Source organism: Nocardia cyriacigeorgica, assembly GCF_005863245.1.
GTDB classification, from domain to species: Bacteria; Actinomycetota; Actinomycetes; order Mycobacteriales; family Mycobacteriaceae; genus Nocardia; species Nocardia cyriacigeorgica_C.
Genome location: NZ_VBUT01000012.1, coordinates 228,810 through 246,959, shown reverse-complemented (window position 1 = coordinate 246,959; position 18,150 = coordinate 228,810). Strand labels below are relative to the sequence as shown.

General features: G+C 63.8%; 14 protein-coding genes. 7 read left to right on the top strand and 7 right to left on the bottom strand.

What is annotated here, in order from left to right:
* Nucleotides 1–256, top strand: a 256-nt coding sequence (locus tag FEK34_RS30240) for a hypothetical protein (RefSeq protein WP_212748833.1), incomplete at its 5' end; no start/stop codon positions are given.
* Nucleotides 257–642: 386 nt separating this feature from the next.
* Here FEK34_RS30240 and FEK34_RS26710 read toward each other — a convergent pair.
* Nucleotides 643–1,200 (bottom strand): DUF4352 domain-containing protein, encoded by a 558-nt coding sequence (locus FEK34_RS26710; protein WP_138452216.1) that lies wholly within the window; start codon nt 1,198–1,200, stop codon nt 643–645.
* 85 nt (nt 1,201–1,285) lie between these two features.
* Between FEK34_RS26710 and FEK34_RS26705 the strand changes: the two genes are divergently transcribed.
* The 3 genes from FEK34_RS26705 (at nt 1,286) to FEK34_RS26695 (ending at nt 4,511) form a co-directional block, all read left to right on the top strand.
* A protein-coding gene (locus FEK34_RS26705) for an IS3 family transposase (protein WP_138452214.1) occupies nt 1,286–2,454 on the top strand; the annotation gives its coding sequence in 2 pieces (ribosomal slippage) (nt 1,286–1,570 and nt 1,573–2,454; 1,167 coding nt in all).
* 99 nt (nt 2,455–2,553) lie between these two features.
* Entirely contained in the window at nt 2,554–2,829 is a 276-nt protein-coding gene (locus FEK34_RS26700) for an excalibur calcium-binding domain-containing protein (RefSeq protein ID WP_249359631.1), read from the top strand.
* 1,283 nt (nt 2,830–4,112) lie between these two features.
* Nucleotides 4,113–4,511, top strand: a complete 399-nt coding sequence (locus FEK34_RS26695) for a hypothetical protein (protein WP_138452212.1) — start codon at nt 4,113–4,115, stop codon at nt 4,509–4,511.
* A gap of 36 nt (nt 4,512–4,547) precedes the next feature.
* On the opposite strand, the gene FEK34_RS26690 is transcribed toward FEK34_RS26695, so the two are convergent.
* Nucleotides 4,548–5,207: an Eco29kI family restriction endonuclease gene (locus FEK34_RS26690; RefSeq protein WP_138452260.1), complete on the bottom strand. Its 660-nt coding sequence runs from the start codon at nt 5,205–5,207 to the stop codon at nt 4,548–4,550.
* Nucleotides 5,208–5,265: 58 nt separating this feature from the next.
* Nucleotides 5,266–6,114 carry a GIY-YIG nuclease family protein gene (locus tag FEK34_RS26685; protein ID WP_138452210.1) on the bottom strand — a complete coding sequence of 283 codons (849 nt, stop codon included), beginning with the start codon at nt 6,112–6,114 and terminating at the stop codon, nt 5,266–5,268.
* A gap of 115 nt (nt 6,115–6,229) precedes the next feature.
* Here FEK34_RS26685 and FEK34_RS26680 point away from each other — a divergent pair, with 115 nt between their 5' ends.
* The gene (locus FEK34_RS26680; protein ID WP_138452208.1) at nt 6,230–7,615 is read left to right on the top strand and encodes a DNA cytosine methyltransferase; all 1,386 of its coding nucleotides are present in this window, start codon (nt 6,230–6,232) and stop codon (nt 7,613–7,615) included.
* 334 nt (nt 7,616–7,949) lie between these two features.
* The gene (locus tag FEK34_RS31015; RefSeq protein WP_283206618.1) at nt 7,950–8,456 is read left to right on the top strand and encodes a very short patch repair endonuclease; all 507 of its coding nucleotides are present in this window, start codon (nt 7,950–7,952) and stop codon (nt 8,454–8,456) included.
* 401 nt (nt 8,457–8,857) lie between these two features.
* Here FEK34_RS31015 and FEK34_RS26670 read toward each other — a convergent pair whose 3' ends face one another.
* The 4 genes from FEK34_RS26670 to FEK34_RS26655 are packed head-to-tail and all read right to left on the bottom strand — an operon-like array spanning nt 8,858 to nt 16,733.
* A complete protein-coding gene (locus tag FEK34_RS26670; protein WP_138452205.1) occupies nt 8,858–9,958 on the bottom strand; it encodes a hypothetical protein in 1,101 nt (366 codons plus the stop codon).
* Entirely contained in the window at nt 9,955–11,829 is a 1,875-nt protein-coding gene (gene drmB, locus FEK34_RS26665; protein ID WP_138452204.1) for a DrmB family protein, read from the bottom strand. The genes FEK34_RS26670 and drmB overlap by 4 nt, the downstream gene beginning before the upstream one ends.
* A 3-nt stretch (nt 11,830–11,832) precedes the next feature.
* Nucleotides 11,833–15,075, bottom strand: coding sequence for a helicase-related protein (locus FEK34_RS26660; RefSeq protein WP_138452203.1), 3,243 nt, complete (start codon nt 15,073–15,075; stop codon nt 11,833–11,835).
* Nucleotides 15,072–16,733 carry an NERD domain-containing protein gene (locus tag FEK34_RS26655; protein ID WP_138452202.1) on the bottom strand — a complete coding sequence of 554 codons (1,662 nt, stop codon included), beginning with the start codon at nt 16,731–16,733 and terminating at the stop codon, nt 15,072–15,074. Before FEK34_RS26655 ends, FEK34_RS26660 begins: the two co-directional genes overlap by 4 nt.
* Before the next feature lie 56 nt (nt 16,734–16,789).
* Between FEK34_RS26655 and FEK34_RS26650 the strand changes: the two genes are divergently transcribed.
* Entirely contained in the window at nt 16,790–18,031 is a 1,242-nt protein-coding gene (locus FEK34_RS26650) for a sigma-70 family RNA polymerase sigma factor (protein WP_138452201.1), read from the top strand.
* Nucleotides 18,032–18,150: the final 119 nt, after the last annotated feature.

Genomic DNA, 18,150 nt, shown 5'->3' with positions numbered 1-18,150 from the left:
GCCGGTGATCAGGGCGTCCGACAGCCAAGTAGTCGCCAAAGGATGGCAGGTGCTACCCGTCGGACGCATCGGCGATACCACCGTCCTGGCCCACGCCCCCGCCGCAGTCGGCTCCAGTAACTGCGTCGCGGACACCCTCGTACTCGACGGCACCTCCCACCACCCCGGGGAGCCCAACATCTACGGGCTGTCGACCTGCACCGAGTTCACCGTCGTGCCCGACGTCGACGGCAAGTTCCCCGGCCCCCGATACTGACGATCCCGGCCCGGCCCACGAAACAGGCGAAAACCCCAGGGCGAAGCGTCCAGGGTAGCCGCATGCGGCGAGATACCGGCCGCCCCGTCCAGGCGACCCGAACCACCTGCGGGCGGAGGCCACGGGGCGGTGGAGGCGGGTATAGCGGTGGACAGCGCAGCGGCGCTGGTGGTTTCGGTGCTCTCGGCGTTGAGTCCGACGGCGGTGGCGGCGACGAGTGTCCCCGCGCCTATGGTGGTCCAGGCTTTCCAGCCGAGCCTTTTCTGCCCGGGTCGCCATGGCTGCTGTTGTCTGCCCATTCGGACGTAGTTTCCTCGTGAGTGGTGATGGGTACGGCGAACTGCCCCGGCCACGGTGGTGTGGCCGGGGCAAGTAATGGCGGTCGCTTACTGGAGCGATACCTTGGCGCCGCCGGAGAACATGGAGTCGTGCAGTTCGAGGGCCGCCGGCACGGTGCCGGGTGGGACGTCGAAGGCGATGGTCACCGGGAGGGTGTTGCCGGGGTTGATCGGTGAACCGATCGAGGTTTCGGGGTTGACGTTGATCGCGGCCATGGTGTCGTTGCCGAACTTGCGGCCCTGGCTGTCGATCAGCTTCTGGTTGTCGGCGAAGTAGGTCTGGGGCTGGTCGCTGATGTTGGTGACGTTGATGTGCACCAAGATGTATTCGCCCTGAGCGGTCTTCTGGAGATACGGATTGTCACCGACGGTCTTGACCGGGGCGTCCACTGCGGTGACGACGAATTCGAACTTGCCGTCGCGGACCGCGGATCCGGCCGGGACGATGTCGGACTTCGGAGGTTCGGCGGCGGGTGACGGTTCGCCGGGCGCCGGGGCGGTGACGGTTGTCGTGCTGGTCGTGTCGTCGGAGTCGTCGCTGGACAGTGCCGCGACACAGCCGCCGAATCCGCACAGCACGATGACCGCGCCGATGACCGCGAGCACGATAACGAGCGTGTTGCTGGGGCTGCTGCATGGATAGGTGACATCGATCTGGCTTACCAGGAGGTGAGCCTGGAAGGATGTCGTCGTGCCCAAGCCCTACCCGCAGGAGTTCCGTGACGATGTGGTCCGGGTCGCCCGAGACCGTGAGGACGGCGTGACGCTGGAGCAGGTTGCTGCGGATTTCGGGATCCACCCGATGACGCTGTCGAAATGGATGCGTCAAGCCGATATCGACGAGGGCAACAAGCCCGGTATTACCAGTAGCGAGTCTGCCGAGCTGGCCGAACTACGCCGCCGGAACCGGCTGCTCGAGCAGGAGAACGAGGTGTTGCGCCGGGCCGCGGCGTATCTGTCGCAGGCGCATCTTCCGGGAAAAGGCTCTACCCGCTCGTGAGCGAGCTCGCCGCCGACGGAATTCCCGTCGCGGTCACGTGCCGGGTACTGAACCTTGCTCGCCAACCCTATTACCGGTGGCAGGCCTCACCGGTCACCGACGCCGAACTCACCGAGGCCTATCGCGCGAACGCCCTGTTCGACGCCCACCGCGACGACCCGGAGTTCGGATACCGATTCCTGGCCGACGAAGCCGAGGTCGCTGGGGAACCGATGTCCGGCCGGACCGCGTGGCGGATCTGTTCGGCCAATCGGTGGTGGAGTGCGTTCGGTAAATGCCGACGCGGCAAGAACAGCCGTCCCGGACCACCGGTCCACGACGATCTCGTGCAACGCAAGTTCACCGCCGACGAGCGAAACCGATTGTGGCTCAGTGACATCACTGAACACCACACTGGTGAAGGCAAGCTCTACCTCTGCGCGGTCAAGGACGTGTTCTCGGGCAGGATCGTCGGCTACTCGATCGACTCGCGCATGAAGTCCCGGCTCGCGGTCACAGCATTGAACAATGCGGTGGCCCGCCGCGGTGAGGTGGCCGGCTGCATCCTGCACACCGACCGCGGGTCTCAGTTTCGATCCAGGCGATTTGTCCACGCGCTCAACCGTTTCGGCATGACGGGGTCGATGGGCCGGGTCGGCGCGGCCGGGGACAACGCCGCGATGGAAAGCTTCTTCAGCCTGCTGCAACACAATGTGTTGGATCGGCAGCGGTGGGACACCCGCGAACAACTGCGGATCGCGATCGTGACCTGGATCGAACGCACATATCATCGCCGTCGGCGCCAAACCCGGCTCGGCCGGTTGACCCCGGTCGAATACGAGACCATCATGACCCCAACAGCAGCCGGTCAGGCTGCATAACCACTGTCACCTGAGCGTGCAGCAGCCCCATACGTCACCATCCAGATCGAGGTAAAGGCCGCCTACCGACTCTGGATCACCCAGGCCGAGAAAGACGCCATGGCCCGCGTCTTGAACAGCTGCACCGACGGTCCCACTGTCGCTCCCTCTGCCGAATCCACGACCACGACGACGCAACTACCACCGCCGCCACGTTCAGCACCGGAACCGACAACCGCACCCGATCCGCCCATCGCTCCCCCACCCACACAAGCCAGCGTGTACTACCCGAACTGCGCGGCCGCCCGCGCGGCCGGCGCCGCCCCGCTCCACCGCGGCGACCCCGGATACAGCGCCAAACTCGACCGAGACAACGACGACGTCGCCTGCGAATGAACGATCTCGCATCCAGCCCTCCGGCGCAGGGCAAACCACAGTGGGCGAGCACGGCGGATTCGCCGATCGATGTGGGCCGGCATGCTTTCCATCGGATTTGCCCATCTCCTGTGTCTAGGATCGTAGGAGAATCCACCGGTCATCGAATCTCTTAGAGACCGAATCCGGCCGGCGGCCCGCGGTTCGCCCGCATGGAGATTCCGTACAGCTTCCGCCCTGCTGGCCTTCATTGTCTTCGGAACGGTGACAAGCCCCATCGAGGGGCTTGGTCCGCCGGTTCGATGATGGCGTACCTGGGCCTGGCTCTGCTACCCCCGTCGGCAGCCGAAGCGTCGGCAGTCCACTCCCTGCCGAGCCAGCGTGTCGACCGCGCACGTATCCCAGCCGCGTCACCATCAATTGCGAGCATGTCACTTACCGCACCGGCAGGGCATGATTCAACGAAGAATGCGAGGACACCCGAAGTCGCGCAAGGGGCTAACGGCGAGCGGAACCGGGAAGCCCACCGCGAACGGTACGGACACTGTTCGACTCCTCGAGCGGCCGCACCTCGTAGAGAGTTGCACCAGGCCCACGGCGTGTTTGTCGATCCAGTTCGGTAATCGCGTCGCCTCCCGTGGGCGCGATGACCCCCACCGACGAAGCCCCGCACACCTGCGTACTTCCTGGGACGTTATGGGAGTGCGTCAAGCCAGTGCGTTTGTTGGCGCGCACATTCCTGCCACACTCGTAGCATTTGAATGACGTGGTGTCGGCGTTCTTCGGCTCGCTTGTGACTCCCCGGAAGCTATCGTCCGGTTCTATGATCACGCGCCCGGACTCCTCACAGGTGTCGCGGGTCCTCGGCGCGCTATGGCTGTAAACCTGGCCATTCTTCAGGTTGACAAATGTGTCTTTGCCGCAAGTCTCGCAAGAGTAATCAACGCGAGCAGTGTTCACGCCCATACCCAATCATCAGATCTGAGACATCGATTGTCCAGCGCCAGTCTCACCGCGAGCAACGCTGTTTGCTCGGCGTGGCTGGTCCGCGTTCGATCGCCGATCTGGCCAACGAGCTCACGCGGCTACATCGTCGGCTGAGGCTCCCGGGCTGCGGGTCCGCCGCTCGCTACTGGTTGTATCGGCCCGCTTCTCGCTGTGAGTCTCGGCCGCTGGACGGCCCCAGGACCGACACCAGCGACGGGTAGGCCACAACGCGTGGGGCCGGCTACGCTATCTAACGATCCATCTGCATCTAACGATCCATCTGCCCCGCCCGCAAGAGACCTAGGAAACCCATCACGATGGCTGACCGTGCTGACGAAATCGCCGCGTACGAGGCTCAGCTCGCGCGGACGTATGCGCCGGAGCTGACTTCGCTGGCGGACCGTTTTGAGACGGTCGGCTCGGTCGTCAACACGGGTGGAGGTTGCACCGCGATCGAAGCGGTCATTGGAATGGTTCCTGGCACCGACCACCCGCTGGTCCTCGTCGTGACGACCACGGATCCTGGATTGGCGGATAACCGCGCTGACATCATGCACTGGTCAGTCGGTATCTACGACGGCGATGAGGGTGGTGACTACCTCGCGGAGGGGCATCATGTCGAGTCGTTCGACGCTGCGGTCGAATCCGCCGTACGGAACCTTGAAGGCGGGATAGTCTCGACGCCGGGAGACCTCTGCGACTGCGAACCCGGGTGACGGGCACTCAGCGGCTCACCCGGCCATGGACCGCTGTTAGTTCGTTGTGCGGTCTTCGTAGTTCACCTCGACAGTCGGGTGCTGCCACGGCAGGCGAGGGTACTCGTCGAGCTGCCATTCGATGTGGGCCTTGACCGCGGCGGTTAATTGGGGGGCTTGGTGGGTGGCTTCGCCATATGTCCGGCGGCGCCCATCGTGAACGGTATCCCATTTGGACTTTCCGCTCTTACGCGTCGACGCGCCCTGCTCTTTGCTACCGAACCCGGTGAGCACGCTGTTCCACACCGGCCGGTAGCCGACCCGCAGGCCGTTTTCGCCCAGGTCGGCGTGCACGTCCGGCATGAGCAACGCGCGGAACCGGAACTCGGCGATCGGAAGTCCGCCTTGGATCATCGACGTGCGATGCATCCGGAGGCGCTCGCAGAGAGGACGCGCCGCTCTGGAGGTCGCCCCTGTGGCGCTGTTGCTCGACCGGCCCTGTCCCGCGTAGACGGGGATCTGGAGTTTCGCTAGTGGCCGATACAGCTCCACACTGTCACCGCGGTAGTACAGGGCGTAGAGTCCCGCGCCTTCGAATCGCGGGATTTGGTCCGCCATCGATACCAGCGGTTGCCGCTCGAGCTTCTCGCAGATGGTGTTGGAGAGTTGGGTCGTCGACAGCGGATCGAACGACTCGGGCAGATACTGCGCGCCCATGGTCACCTACATTCCAGCGTGTCGTCATCGCGCGAATGTCGGTGTGCCGAGGGGAGGCTCATACGGCCGCCTCACCGAAGTCCAGCGCGTCCACGCCTCCGGCCTCCTCGGGAAGGGACACGGGTGTCGCGTGGATGACGTCGCCTGCTCGGTAGTAGCGCCATGCGCTCGTGTAGTCCTGCGTTTCCTCGTACATGATCACGTAGCCCATCAGTGCGGTGATTTGCCAGCTCGGCGGCAACGTCGCTGATACCAGACGGAATGCCTCATGCGCGGTGAGATCGGCCCGCGCGACATCGAGGGACTCCAGCTTCGACCGTGGAGGCACCGCGTAGCGGAAGACATAGGGCAGGCCGGACTTCAACGTCTTCAGGAAGGAGTCGAGGGTGACCTTCCCTGTCCGCAGGCCGAGGACGGGCACGTCGAGATCGATCGGGAACTTCACGTCGAAGTGCCCGTCCTTCAGGGTAGTCGTGTCTCGCTGACGCCCGGGATCCTTGTTGCCGAAGCCGTTGTGGTTCCACGGCACGCCGCCCTTGCCCTTGTAGTGGCTTATGAGCAGTTGTTCCGGGGCCAGGGCGGAGAAGTCTTCGGCGACGTACAGGCACGAGAACGTCACCCTGGTCAGATCGATATCGCGGCGCCCCGAGATCTTGCGCAGGTGCTGGCTCAAACGGTCGCGGAGTGATTTGTCGGCTTTCCCGACGTAGACGAACTCGCCGTCGAGGTACAGCTGGTAGACGCCGGGACGTTCGTCGACCCCCGCGTTCAGGTTCTCCTCGGTCAATGGGATCGCGACCAGTGCCGCGAGCGCATCGGCCAGCTGATCGCCCAGCGCCTTCGTGATGCTCAGCCGGAAGTCGCCGTGGTGGGTGCCGGCTCCTGCCCAGGCAGCGCTTCGATTCAACCCAATCCCCCTTCGATCGCACGCACGGAGAGAACTTTAGTGGGATCATCGACTTTCAGTCGACTCTCCCTGCGGCGATACGGAGTATGTCCGACACCCGCGGTATGGTTCGGCCATGATCGACCAGCCCAGGAACGCGAAGAGTGCACGAACCAGCGTCGAGCTGTTCGCCGGGGGTGGTGGACTGGCGATGGCGGTTCACCGGGCCGGGTTCCGCCCCCTGCTGTTCAATGAGTTCAACAAGCGCGCCTGCGAGACCCTCGTCGCCAGCGCCCGCAAGACCCTTGGCTCCGACGGTCTGGCCGTGACCGACGAGGTTCGACCCGAACCGCCCCGGGCGGGTCAGCCGGCGCCGCTCTACCCGGCTGATGTCCAGGACCTCGACCTGACCGCTTTCGAGGGTAAGGTCGACGTCCTCGCGGGGGGACCGCCCTGCCAACCGTTCAGCGCTGGCGGCGTCGCCAAGGGTGATGAGGACAAGCGCAACATGTTCCCGGCCATGTTCAAGGCGATTCGCCATATGCGCCCGAAGGCGGTCATCTGCGAGAATGTCCGAGGGCTCCTCCGGCCGTCGTTCGCCGACTACTTCCAATACATCGTCAACGAGCTACAGCTCCCCCACCAGCAGAGGAACGACTCGGCGCGCTGGCAGGATCACGATGCCCAGCTTCGCCGAATACTCGAGACCCTCTCCGACGACGACAGTGACAGCGATCACTACAAGGTCGTCGTGGTCCCTGTCAACGCCGCCGACTACGGCGTCCCGCAAGTACGCAATCGTGTCGTGATCGTCGCTTTCCGGGCCGACCTCGGCGTCGATGTCGAGGCGTTCGCGAAGTATGTCAAGACCCCGCGATACTCTGAGGCGGCGTTGTTCCGCTCGATCCGCGACGGCGACTACTGGAGTCGGCACCCCGATGTCCCCGCGCACGTGCAGGCACGCGTCGAGGAGCGGATACCGAAGGTCGTGAGGGACGACGATTGCCTTCCCTGGCGGACACTGCGCGACGCGATCGCCGGGTACGGCACCGACACCGAACTGCCGAGGCTGCCCGCCGTTGACCTGGACCGGCTTGACGAGAAGTTCGACTTCGGTGAGGAGATCGGGGTCAAACACCATATTGGATGGCCGGGCGCGCGAATCTACAAGGGCCACACCCCCAACGAGCTCGACCGCCCCGCGAAGACTGTCAAGGCCGGCGTTCACGGAGTCCCGGGAGGCGAGTCGGTCATGCTGCTCGACGATCGCGTGCGGGATCCGGACTCCTCCGACGGTTGGACCTATCGACACCGCTACATGACGGTGCGCGAGACCGCGCGAGTGATGACCTTCCCCGACGAGTGGCATGGGTCCGGACCCAGGGGCGAGCAGATGCGCCAGCTCGGCAACGCCGTACCCGTCGTGCTCGGCGAGTTCTTCGCCTCGGCGGTCGCTGACGCTCTCGATACCGCCGAGGTGCCGGAACCTTCGGTGCGCGACGAGCTCGTCCTGGCTCCCTAGGACGATGCGCGAGCTAGCTGGCGGACACCGCTGGAACCAGCGACTACCGTCGGCGCGAGCGTACAAGCGACGGCCAGGCGCCGCGGCGCCGGCGATCGAGCAGGATCGCGCGGCGGGCGGGCGAGACCGCCGCAATGTCGATCTCGGGGACGGCCGATTCGCGCGAGCGTCAGTCTCGCTCCGGGTCTACCAACGTACCCGTCGGATTCGCGCTTACCTGCGGTGGTCTTGCGGGGGCAGGTCCGTGGAGCGTTATATATGCGAGGTCACGCATGATTCGCGACGGGACAATCTCGTCCAAGCGTGGCGTGCGGCCCACGAGCAAGGTCTCGTGGTGGACCGTTCGCTTCCGCCGGAATCCAAGGCCTCCTCCGCCGCCGTACGCGCCGTCATGCGCGCGAACCGAAACAAGGACACCGGGCCGGAACTGGCGTTGCGAAGGCGGCTCTACGCCCTCGGTTTGCGCTATAGGGTTGCGGTGAGGCCGGTTCCGCGACTTCGACGAACCGCGGACATCGCGTTCAAGGCCGATCGGGTAGCCGTCTTCGTCGACGGCTGCTTCTGGCACGGATGTCCCGAACATCACCGACCAGCGACGAAGAACTCCGGGTTCTGGTTCGAGAAGATAGACGCCAACCGAACCCGTGATCGCGACACCGATCGCCAGCTCCGCGATGCAGGGTGGACGGTTATTCGCGTGTGGGAGCATGAGGATCCCGAGGCCGCTGCTATGCGGATCGTTCAGACGATCCAACAGCTACGGACCGCCCGGGCCAGGCTCCCGCACCATGACCCGGCCGCGTTGGCGCGTGATCCATCCAGTCCGGACCGACAGGACTGAGCAACCATGCCAGGAGATTTGTCGCGCTACCATCGAACGGTCGACCATCGAAGTCGATCGCTGTCCCGCCGAGCCAGCCCGCGGGCCCACCACAACGGCCGGGTCATGCTTCCGGCCAGTCGGTTTAGTGGCCGTGGCCAGGGAGGCGGCGGGTTCGCGACAGCCGCGGCGTAACGGGGCTACCTTTAGGGTCCCAGAACTCGCGTTGGACTCTCAGAATGGTTTGACGGTGATGTGGCGGACCGCCACGGTTTGAGGTCCGCTCCCGCTGCGCCGGCTGTCGATGGCCTTCGCTGGTTGATTTCCGTAGCGGGTTTATCTCGTACCCCGTCAGGTGTCGTGTTCCCGCGCCGGGTCTCCGGCTTCTGGCTTCTCATCACGACACTCTGGCGTCCGTTTGGTCACTGTTCCGACACCAGGCCGGTGAGGTCCGCGACGATGCTCGGCACGTCCGGAGCACCACTCCAGGATAGGTGGAGTTCGTGGCGGGCCCGGGACATCACCACGTAGAACGTCATACGCGTGACCGCGGATGTCGCGTCAGCTGTCACCTGTTGAAGCTCGGGCACGAATAGCGTGTCGAATTCCAAGCCCTTCATTGACTTGTAGTGCGCCAACGTCACTGCTGGCGTATCGAAGTCAAGGACTCTGTGCTGCCGGCTAGCCGAGATATATTGCTGGACGGGGACGGGCAGCTCGCGGTTCGACAGCGCGCGGTAGAGTTTGCGCTGCACCGTTTGGTTGACGCATGCCACACCGATCGTCAGGTCAGTGTGTGTCTTGGCGTACTGGACGACACTATCCACGAACTCGTCCACACTCACGTGTCGCTTGAGCGTCGGCGTATCGCCATGGCGCTTTGGAGGGTTCGGGAGTCCAGACGGCGCGCCGGAGTAGTACTTGGCGGCTACGGCGGCTATCTCCGCGGTGTTGCGGTGGTTGCCCAGGAGGGTCAGGTGCTCGCGAGCTCCGATCGCTGACGCGATCTCGCGCAGCGTTGTGTTGTTGTCGAACAACTGCTGGTTCTCGTCAGCGAAGACCGTGATGTTCTTCGCGACGAAGCGCGCGATCCTGAAGAAGCCGAGTGGTAGGTCCTGCCCTTCGTCGACGATAAGGTCCACTAGCCCACCGAGTTCCGGGGGATTGGAGATGAACGACTGGGCGACCTGAGCCCAATCCACCTCGTACGAGCTTCCGGTAACGGTGGGAGGGCTGGTCTGGTAGTGCTGCCGCCAGAAGTCCCAGAACCACTTATGAAAGGTGGTCACATATCCCGCGATGCCCAATTCTTTGGCCGCTTGTTCGGTGTATTGCCGGAGCACCTTCGAATACATGAGCACGGCCGGCTCGCGATCGTCGAAAGTCAACGCCTGGGCGCGATAGAGCGCCATCACGGACTTTCCGGTACCAGGGGGTCCGCTCACCAAGTAGTTGCCATCGAGGCCGAGACTGTAGAAGCGATCCTGTTCTGTGGACAGGTCCTCGAAATCCGGCAACCTCATTCCGCGCCCCTGACGCCATCGACCGCCGCTTCGAGGGCCGCGTCGAGCACTGGCTTGAAGAAGCCGCGCACTTTGTCGTTGCCGACGACCAGGCCTCGGTCCAGCAGGTAATTGCCGCTCTCGCAGCTTGTTTCGGCTACGAGGGAGCAAGCATGGCAGGCCGCGATGTTGAGGCTGGCGAAGGTGGAGGCCAGGTTCTCGCTGCAGAGCGGATCAGATGAGCACCACATGGCGTCCTGCAACGCTTCCAGGATGGTGGTTCGCAGCGTGGGTGGCTCGCCTAGACGTACCAAACCTCCTAGCGTGCCTTCGGAGTCGCCGGCAGCGGTGTATATCAGGATTCCGGCTTGCTTGGCGGCGCCGTCCGACTCCGGGGCACTTCTCGCGTATACACGCTCGCGCAGGCTCGTTGCCGCGTACCCGGATTCGAAGGCCAAGCGGCGGATCATCAAGTGGGCGAACGTGTGCAGAAGCACGTAGCGGGGGCTGAGGATCGGACCCGTCCGTTCCCGCAGCCGAGGCGCCATGAATGACTCGTCCAGGCGCTCTTCCAGTTCCGCGACGCGGTCGCGCACGTCGTCCCGCTGCTCCCAAACGTTGAGGCGGTTCTCGTCCAGCGACAGGAAGATCCCCTCACCCCCGACTTCGATCGCCGGCAGCCAGCTGACCGGGTGGTTGAGCGCGGCCTTCACCAAGGTCGTTCTGTCACCGGGCTTGACCCGATGAAAGCCCTCCAACGCGCGCACCTCACGTAAGCGGTCCGCCAAGACCACCTTGTCGATACGGTCCGCGAGCAACGACGTTATGGCGTCGCTGTCCGCGACGCCCGAGGTCAGGCCTACGTGCCGCGTCCGGAAGTATCGATCGTCCGAGTTCTCCATCGGAGTCAGAAAGGCCGCCCATTCCTCGCTGAGGAGGTCCCCAGGCGTCGCCTCGACGGCTGTCGCGCGCCCGGCTTCGCGCTGCTTCTCGTCTCGAGCGAGAGCTTTGACGTAGTCTTCGGTCACATCGTGCCGCTCCGCCAGGGTTTGCACAGTGGGGCCGAACATCGGAGCGTCCTCGTTGACCGTCATCAATGGCCGGAACCAATCGTCAGCCTTGATGGCCATGGCCTTCTCGCTGCCCGCGTCGGACCTCGACGGATTCGGAATCTCGATAGACGAGTGGACGACAGGGAAGTAGACGTTGCTGGCTCCGCGCTGCACCGCCACGGGAATCTCATCACATTCGGTACCTTCGTCGACGCGTTGCCACGGCTGCCGACCGCCGCAGGAGACACCGATTGACTTTAGAGAACCAGTGGAGGTTATTCCCATCAGGTTTCGACCACTCTGACAACTCTGGCATCGGACTCGGAGGGTGTCGAGACCACCGCCTCCCTTGCCCGGGATCGTCTCGAAGCACAGGTTGTCCTTCTGACACTGGCGGGAGTCAGGATTGGAACTGCGGGAGTGTGCCCACCGACGCCAGTCGATGTCATCCATATGTCCCTTCGGACAGATCTGGATCCAACGCATCGGCACCAAGGCCTTGCGGCCAGAACAGCCGCCGCAGGTCGGAGACTTTCCCTCTTGCTCCAGCGAGCGCTTCCACCGAGTCATGCGCCGGCACTTCTGGCAGAATAGCCAAGCCGGAAAACGAGAGTATGGTACACCGGCCTTCGATGGTGCCCAGGAATTGCTTTCGATCGACGGCGCTGCCCGAAACTGGGTCACGCCGAGTGCGGCGGCCAACCGATCGCTGTGGATGTTTTCGCCGCGGCCACCCCACCGGTAGATGTCACATCCTACGAGTGACTCGCCCTGGAAGTCGAAGATCGCTCCGACGCCGAAGGGGACGATGGTCTGCGACTGCCTGATCTTGCGTTGCATTGCCTACTTTTTTCCCTTCGACGACGCCGCGCCGTGTAGAACCTCGATCAGAGACTCCATGTCGACATTGCGCATCGAACCGAGTGTCGGCCACGCGTCGCCCTTGGCATGGAACGGTTTGATGAGGTTGATGTGACCTTTGCCGTTCGGCTTGTAGTACAAGAGCTTGTTGTCCGCGTGGGCTCGCCGCGCACGATCCAGCCAGTCGTCGATGAACCTGTCCAAGTGGCTCCGCGCGCCAACACGTTCGCGGGGTTCGACACGTTCCACCACCTCGATCAGCTTGTCCGCCAATTCTCGAACCTCAGCCTCGTGTTCGATGATCTCGCCGGCTCGTCCGTCCGTGTTCAGGCCAAGCTTGTGTCTTACGAGGATCACCAACGCGGCGTGAAGCGCGCGTTCACGTGACGGTGGTGAGTACGGGGTCACGCTGGTTGGCTCGACGTGGCGGTAGAGTGCTGAGTGATACCCGCGGAAGTTCTCGTAGTGGGATCTGTCGCGCGGTTTGGTGGCGCGGAACAGGTCGAATACCAGGCCGGGCGCCGTCGAGCGTCCCACGCGACTGGTCGCCTGAATGTACTCGGCGGTGGCCTTCGGTTGCCCGTTCATAAGCATCAGCCCAAGGCGAGGAACGTCCACGCCCACGGACAACATGCTCGATGTGGCCAGGAAATGCACGGAGTTCTTGTCGGAGCACGGCTTGTTCAAGCGCTCGAGAAGGCGTGGCTGCTGGGCGCGTGGGACTGTCGAGGACAGCTCATCGACGTCGTACTCGCGTTTGGGGCGGTTCACGATCAGACTGTCCAACCGGGAGTGGATATCATCGCGCGCGATGGTGACCGTCTTGCCGAGCTCGCGGAGGGAGCTGTGGTAGGCGACCACTGTCCAGTAGGCGTCCCGGGCGGCTCCTGACAGTCCGAGGTCTATCGGCGCTTGTAGAAGTGCAGTGCCAGAGTGCACGACGGCCGTGTCGAAGGTGTGCCCTTGAGCCATCATGCCGACGTACAAGCGTCCGGGCGACGACTTGTCCTCCCGTGCGAAGTAGGAGTCGCCGGCGTCGATCCCGGCCGGCGGGAACAAATCGACCGGTCGACCGAAGAGGCCTTTGATCTGCGCTGTGGCCCGTCGGATCGTGGCGGTGGAGGCGATGACCTTCGGTGGGCGACCCTTCCACTCGCAGAGCAGGTTGATCGCCGCCTCGTATAGTCCGACGGTCGTACCCAACGGGCCGGTCAGAAGGTGCAACTCATCCTGGATGATGAGCGACGGGGGAAGCGTGCCATTGGCACGCCCGAACAGTTTGCCCGATTCCGGCACCCAGGCGAGCTGGGCGAACTTGTCCACCGTTCCGAGCAAGAAGGTCGGTGGACTGGCGTATAACGCGTCATCGATCACCCGGACCGGGAGCTCGTCGTGGAACTCGCATATGGTTGACGGGCAGCGAAACTCGAACGACTGATCTGTGCAGACGATGCCGTAGTCAGCGTCGTCGTCGCTGTGTTCACGGGGCACTATCTCGGTTCCGCACCACGGGCAGCGCTCCAGAAGGAACCGGTCATCGGTTTCACCAGCGTCGCGCAGTTCGTCGAAGAGGTCGCGCGCGACGACGTAGCGGTTCGGCGTAGTCGCTTCCCCGACCCACAGCCCGACGGAGATCGGCTCATCACCTAGGCGGACTGGATTCTCGCGCCGTAGGTATTCGCAGGCGACGATCATTGACGCCGTGCGCTGGAACTGCTGGGCGGTCAATAGCGACAGCGTGTAGCGGCTGACGACCGCCGTGCCTCCTCCGGCGGCGCCTTCTGTCAGCCGCCGTCGGAAGATCTCGAATGCGGCGACGAGCAGATAGGCCTCGGTCTTACCTCCGCCTGTCGGAAACCAGATCAGGTCAACGACATTTCGATCCTCGTCCGCCGGGTCCGCCACTCCCCGCAGGGTGGTAAGGAAGAAGCCCAGCTGGAACGGCCGCCACTCAGCGCCACCGAGATAGTTCGTTGGCGCCTCGGGGGCGTCGACACGCGGGTGGCGTGTACCGGCCAAGTCATCCTCGCTGTGCCGCCTCTGAATCAACATGGCGCGGTTGGCCAGTCGAAACGCTTCGATCAGCCTGGCGCGGTCAGGGTGCTGCGCGAACACGCGGACCCCCGCGCGCATCCGGTCGCGAGCGCGCACAAGACGATCGATCACGGACGCCGCGGCGTCCTTGTAACGCTCGTCCAGTGCGGCGGCCTCGGCGCTTACCCGCTCGATCCACATCGAGTATGGGTCAACGAACGCGTCTAGCTCGCGCACGAGTTCGGTGACATCGGTCGAGGCGTCGGCGAGCCAGGCGATGTCAAGCGCCCGCATCGAGTCGCCGTCGGGACGAACGCGAGGAACGACGAACGACGGCATGACCTCCGTGCGGACGCCGGTAACCATTCCCTCGATTTCTCGCCACTCCGGAGAGCAGCCGTGGCCGATGGCGAAGACGCGCGCCTTGCGGTGCATCAGCCGAAGCTCTTCTTCCTCGGGATCGTGGGAGACCAGTGTCACCGAGGGGTACTCCAGGAGCTCACCCGCGCCGTCCACGCTCACGTCGAACTCGACCTGGAGCAGGATATCTTCCCAGCCTGGCTTCGGGCTCTCACCATCAATGCTACGGGCGTTCACCAAGGTGACGGTCACGAGATTCCCGTGAGGGTACTCACGCCAGCGAACGTGAATCTCCGCCTTCCCGTCCCAGATCGGCCGGGGCATGGCCTTCTCGGCAGAGATGAATACCCTCGCGTCCGGCAACTGTTTGCGACGCCATATACGCCTTGATCCCGGGGATTTCCGACGCGGGTCCTCGTCCTGTTCCTCGGTGGGCCCCCCGTCTCGAACCTCCTGATCGGCGAGAGCTTCCACGGCGGCGGCGCCACTGAGTAGTTCGTACTCCGCAGCGCGGGCGTTGATCGTCAGCTCGCTCGCCGTCGTGAAGAATGACAGACCCTGTGACGCCGGCAAGAAATCGTTGGCCGCTGAGACCGGATCATCGCTGAACCGGCTCTCATCGCCGCCGGCCGCGGTCGCCGACTCGTCTTCGGGCTCGCCCTCCTCCTGAACGTACCCGGCGAACTCCGTCTTTCGGGGGTGCAACGTACCCATGAGGTACCGGCGGTTAGGCGGGTCGAAGATGATCTCGGTTGGGCCATCGAACGGCCCGACTAGCTGGCGTCGAACGTAATCGACGAAGTCCGAGCGAACATCTGAGAGTGTGGTCATGCGCCCGCCTTGTTCAGTGCGTCAAGAGCCGTTCCGGCATGGATCTTGTACAACTCAGCCGCCCGGGCCGCTACCGCTCGACTGGTTGCGATCCATAGGCCGGCCCGCGGACGACTCAGCGCGACATAGAGAAGGTTCATCTCCAGCTCAGTATCGAGGGAGTCGATGTCGATGACGCAAACGAATCGGTTTTCCAGTCCTTTGATATCCACCGCTGACGCCCAGGTGAGTCCGCTACCCGGCCAACGCGCCGCGGAGTTCTTATCGAGTCGCCGCAGTTGCCCCTTGCGTGCGGCTCGAAGCCCCCGGGCGGCACTCGTCTCCCAGTCACCACGCAGGGAGACTATGGTTACCGCACTGACCGGTACCTCGTGGTCACGAAGCTCCCGCAGGTACGTTTCCAACGCCGCCGTCTCCATCGCCTGCTCGTCGACCGTTACGAACTCGACCCGCGGCCCGGAGCCAGCCGCCGCGACGCCGGTGTCGGCTCCGGTGAGCGCCCGCGTCTGGAAGGCGATCTCGCGAGTGTTCCGACAGTTGGTTTGGAGCGCGGCGGGCACTGGATTGAACGACTGAATGTACTGCAAGGCCTCGGGGTCGAAATCCCCATACAGGTCGGCTTGGCGGTTCTGGTCCAGGAACATGACCCACCGCCCATCGCTCCAGCCACCGACGACAGTCGCCTCGAGGAGGTCGAGCAGGTCGAAGTTCATCATGTCCTGCGCCTCGTCGACCACTACGGTATCGAACTGCTGATCGATGGGTAGTTCAGTCGCCGCGTGAACCACTACGCGGGTTCCGACCAGCAGTTCACGAACGAATGCCGCCAACATCTCACTTCGGCAGACGAACAGCACCGTACGCCCAGCGAGATCTTGGCGCCGGGCGACTTCCGTCGCCAGGAAGGTCTTTCCGGTTCCCGCTCCCCCGTTACATAGCACGCGGGGTGCTTCTCTGATCAAGTCGAGCCTGGTGAACTGTTCGTCGGTCAGCCGAACGAAGGCGACGTCCAGCATGCTGGCCCGGGCGTCGAGCAAGGGGGAGCGGTCGAAGCTGGGGCGCAGTTGCTGAACGAGCCGCCCATGCAGGTGCTTGTCGATCGGCAGCTTGGCGGGCTGACGACGCCGCCAGTAGGCGATCGTATCCTTGACCAACGTCCCGACGAAGTCTCGACTGAACGCGCCCCGGCCGCAGTAGGTCTCGGCATCCCACTCGAAACTGCTCAGCGCCAGATCGACGTCGGGAGTAACCACAAGGTACCCGAACGCGATGTCATCGACAGCGGCGCCTATCTGCGCACGAAGCCGATCACGTAATGCGTACATACCGCTGCTGACCTGCTTGAACGGACCTTCGCGATCTTGTCGGTGGTGTCCGCTACGGTCGCTGTACGTCCACAACCCGTTGTTACAAGAGATATGGGCACCCTTGACCTCTACAACCAGCACTAGCTCGTCGAGCACCAGCACGAAATCGAGTTCGGAACTGAGCTTGTACTCGTGCGTGGGTAGGTTGAGGGAATGCAGGGCCGTGCCCCGAAGGCCGCTGGCTGCCAGCGCGTCGAACACGCGTTGCTCAGACGTCGTTGTCGGTACCGAACCGAGCTCGGCCGGGATCATTCTCAAGGCGGTTCTCCACGGGTTGGGCTTCAGTGCCATCCTGCCGGATACCCGCTCCGCGTGCGGGAGTTTGGGGGGCCATAGGGGTGGTCGACATGGACGTTGAGTACATGGGCCGAGTGCTGGTGCGGCTCCAACCCTTTGTCAAGGACCACGTGATCCGGCGCTCCCGCATCGATCGAGTACTCGGGACTCTACGGACACCGCCCGAGAATCTCGCCGCCGAGATCGATCGACTGCTCGCTAAAGCGGGCATCGACATCGTGGAGGACTGCGCGCCTGTCGATTCACATCACGACACCTCCGATCGCGGCCTGACCGTGACGCCCGAGCGCGATCATGAGCCGCCCCCGCGCTCCTCGGATACGTCCGCCAGCGCCCGGGATGATGCCGTGGAGGTCGCTCGTAGGCGGATTTTGGCGGATCGTCATATTCCCGCGTCCAAACTGGCTAGCACCTTGCTGCGATCCGACGAGGAAGTGGGCCTCGCGATACTGGTACGAGGAGAGGCCGGAAAGCCTCTTGAACAGGGCGACTTCACCAAGCTGAGCGGCGAAGCACGCGAGGCGGCGGTCTGCTTACTGCTCCATAACCAGAGGCTCGTGCGTTCTGTCGCCAAACGCTACACACCGTCGGGCATGACCGTCGACGACCTGTTCCAGCACGGAATGGTAGGGCTCATTCGCGCCGTCGAGCTGTTCGACCCGAAGTTGGGCAACAAGTTCTCGACCTACGCCATGAACTGGGTACGTCAAGCCATCACCCGCGCGATCGCCAACGAGTCGCGCATGATCCGACTTCCGGTGCATATGTACGAGCGTGTGCAGAAGGTATGGCAGACCCATGCTCGGCTGACCGTTGACGGCGAGGCGCCTTCGATTCACGAGCTGGCCTTGGCCTGCGAATTGACTGATCGCGAGGTGACGGAGTGCCTGACACTCGGGCGGCACGATATCCTCTCGTTGGATACGCCAGTCGCCCACGACGCAGAAGCGACGCTGGGCGACATCTACGAGAGCGCTGATCCCTACGCCGACCCCGAACGCGAGATCGTGCTGCCTCTCCTGCAGAGCCAGATCGCCACGGCGCTCGGAACACTCCGTGAACGGGAAGCCGCTGTCGTCTCGATGAGGTTCGGCCTTTTGGACGATTCGCCGAAGACGCTCGACGAAATCGGACAGTCTTACGGGGTTACGCGCGAGCGGATTCGCCAGATCGAGAAGAAGGCGATGGGCCAGCTACAAGACCCTTCATGCAGCCGGGCGCTGCGGGCATTCATGTATGGCACGGACGATGGGCCCATGATCGAGCGGCGACACGGTGCCGAACCTTCGTAGCAATTAGGTAGGTAAGAGTCGGTGGCGGCCCAGTCGATGCGGTGAATGGCATTGAGACATCGGAGCCGGGCCGCTTCCCCAGCTGCACTGACGAAGCCGATGGTTGGAACCCAGGCTGG

Excerpts from the sequence above, each read along its gene's own strand:
- FEK34_RS26660 (WP_138452203.1), bottom strand. The coding sequence starts at position 15,075 with ATGACCACACTCTCAGATGTTCGCTCGGACTTCGTCGATTACGTTCGA.
- FEK34_RS26670 (WP_138452205.1), bottom strand. The coding sequence starts at position 9,958 with ATGAGGTTGCCGGATTTCGAGGACCTGTCCACAGAACAGGATCGCTTC.
- FEK34_RS26680 (WP_138452208.1), top strand. The coding sequence starts at position 6,230 with ATGATCGACCAGCCCAGGAACGCGAAGAGTGCACGAACCAGCGTCGAG.
- FEK34_RS26700 (WP_249359631.1), top strand. The coding sequence starts at position 2,554 with ATGGCCCGCGTCTTGAACAGCTGCACCGACGGTCCCACTGTCGCTCCC.
- drmB (WP_138452204.1), bottom strand. The coding sequence starts at position 11,829 with ATGCAACGCAAGATCAGGCAGTCGCAGACCATCGTCCCCTTCGGCGTC.
- FEK34_RS26695 (WP_138452212.1), top strand. The coding sequence starts at position 4,113 with ATGGCTGACCGTGCTGACGAAATCGCCGCGTACGAGGCTCAGCTCGCG.
- FEK34_RS26650 (WP_138452201.1), top strand. The coding sequence starts at position 16,790 with ATGGACGTTGAGTACATGGGCCGAGTGCTGGTGCGGCTCCAACCCTTT.
- FEK34_RS26655 (WP_138452202.1), bottom strand. The coding sequence starts at position 16,733 with ATGGCACTGAAGCCCAACCCGTGGAGAACCGCCTTGAGAATGATCCCG.
- FEK34_RS26690 (WP_138452260.1), bottom strand. The coding sequence starts at position 5,207 with ATGGGCGCGCAGTATCTGCCCGAGTCGTTCGATCCGCTGTCGACGACC.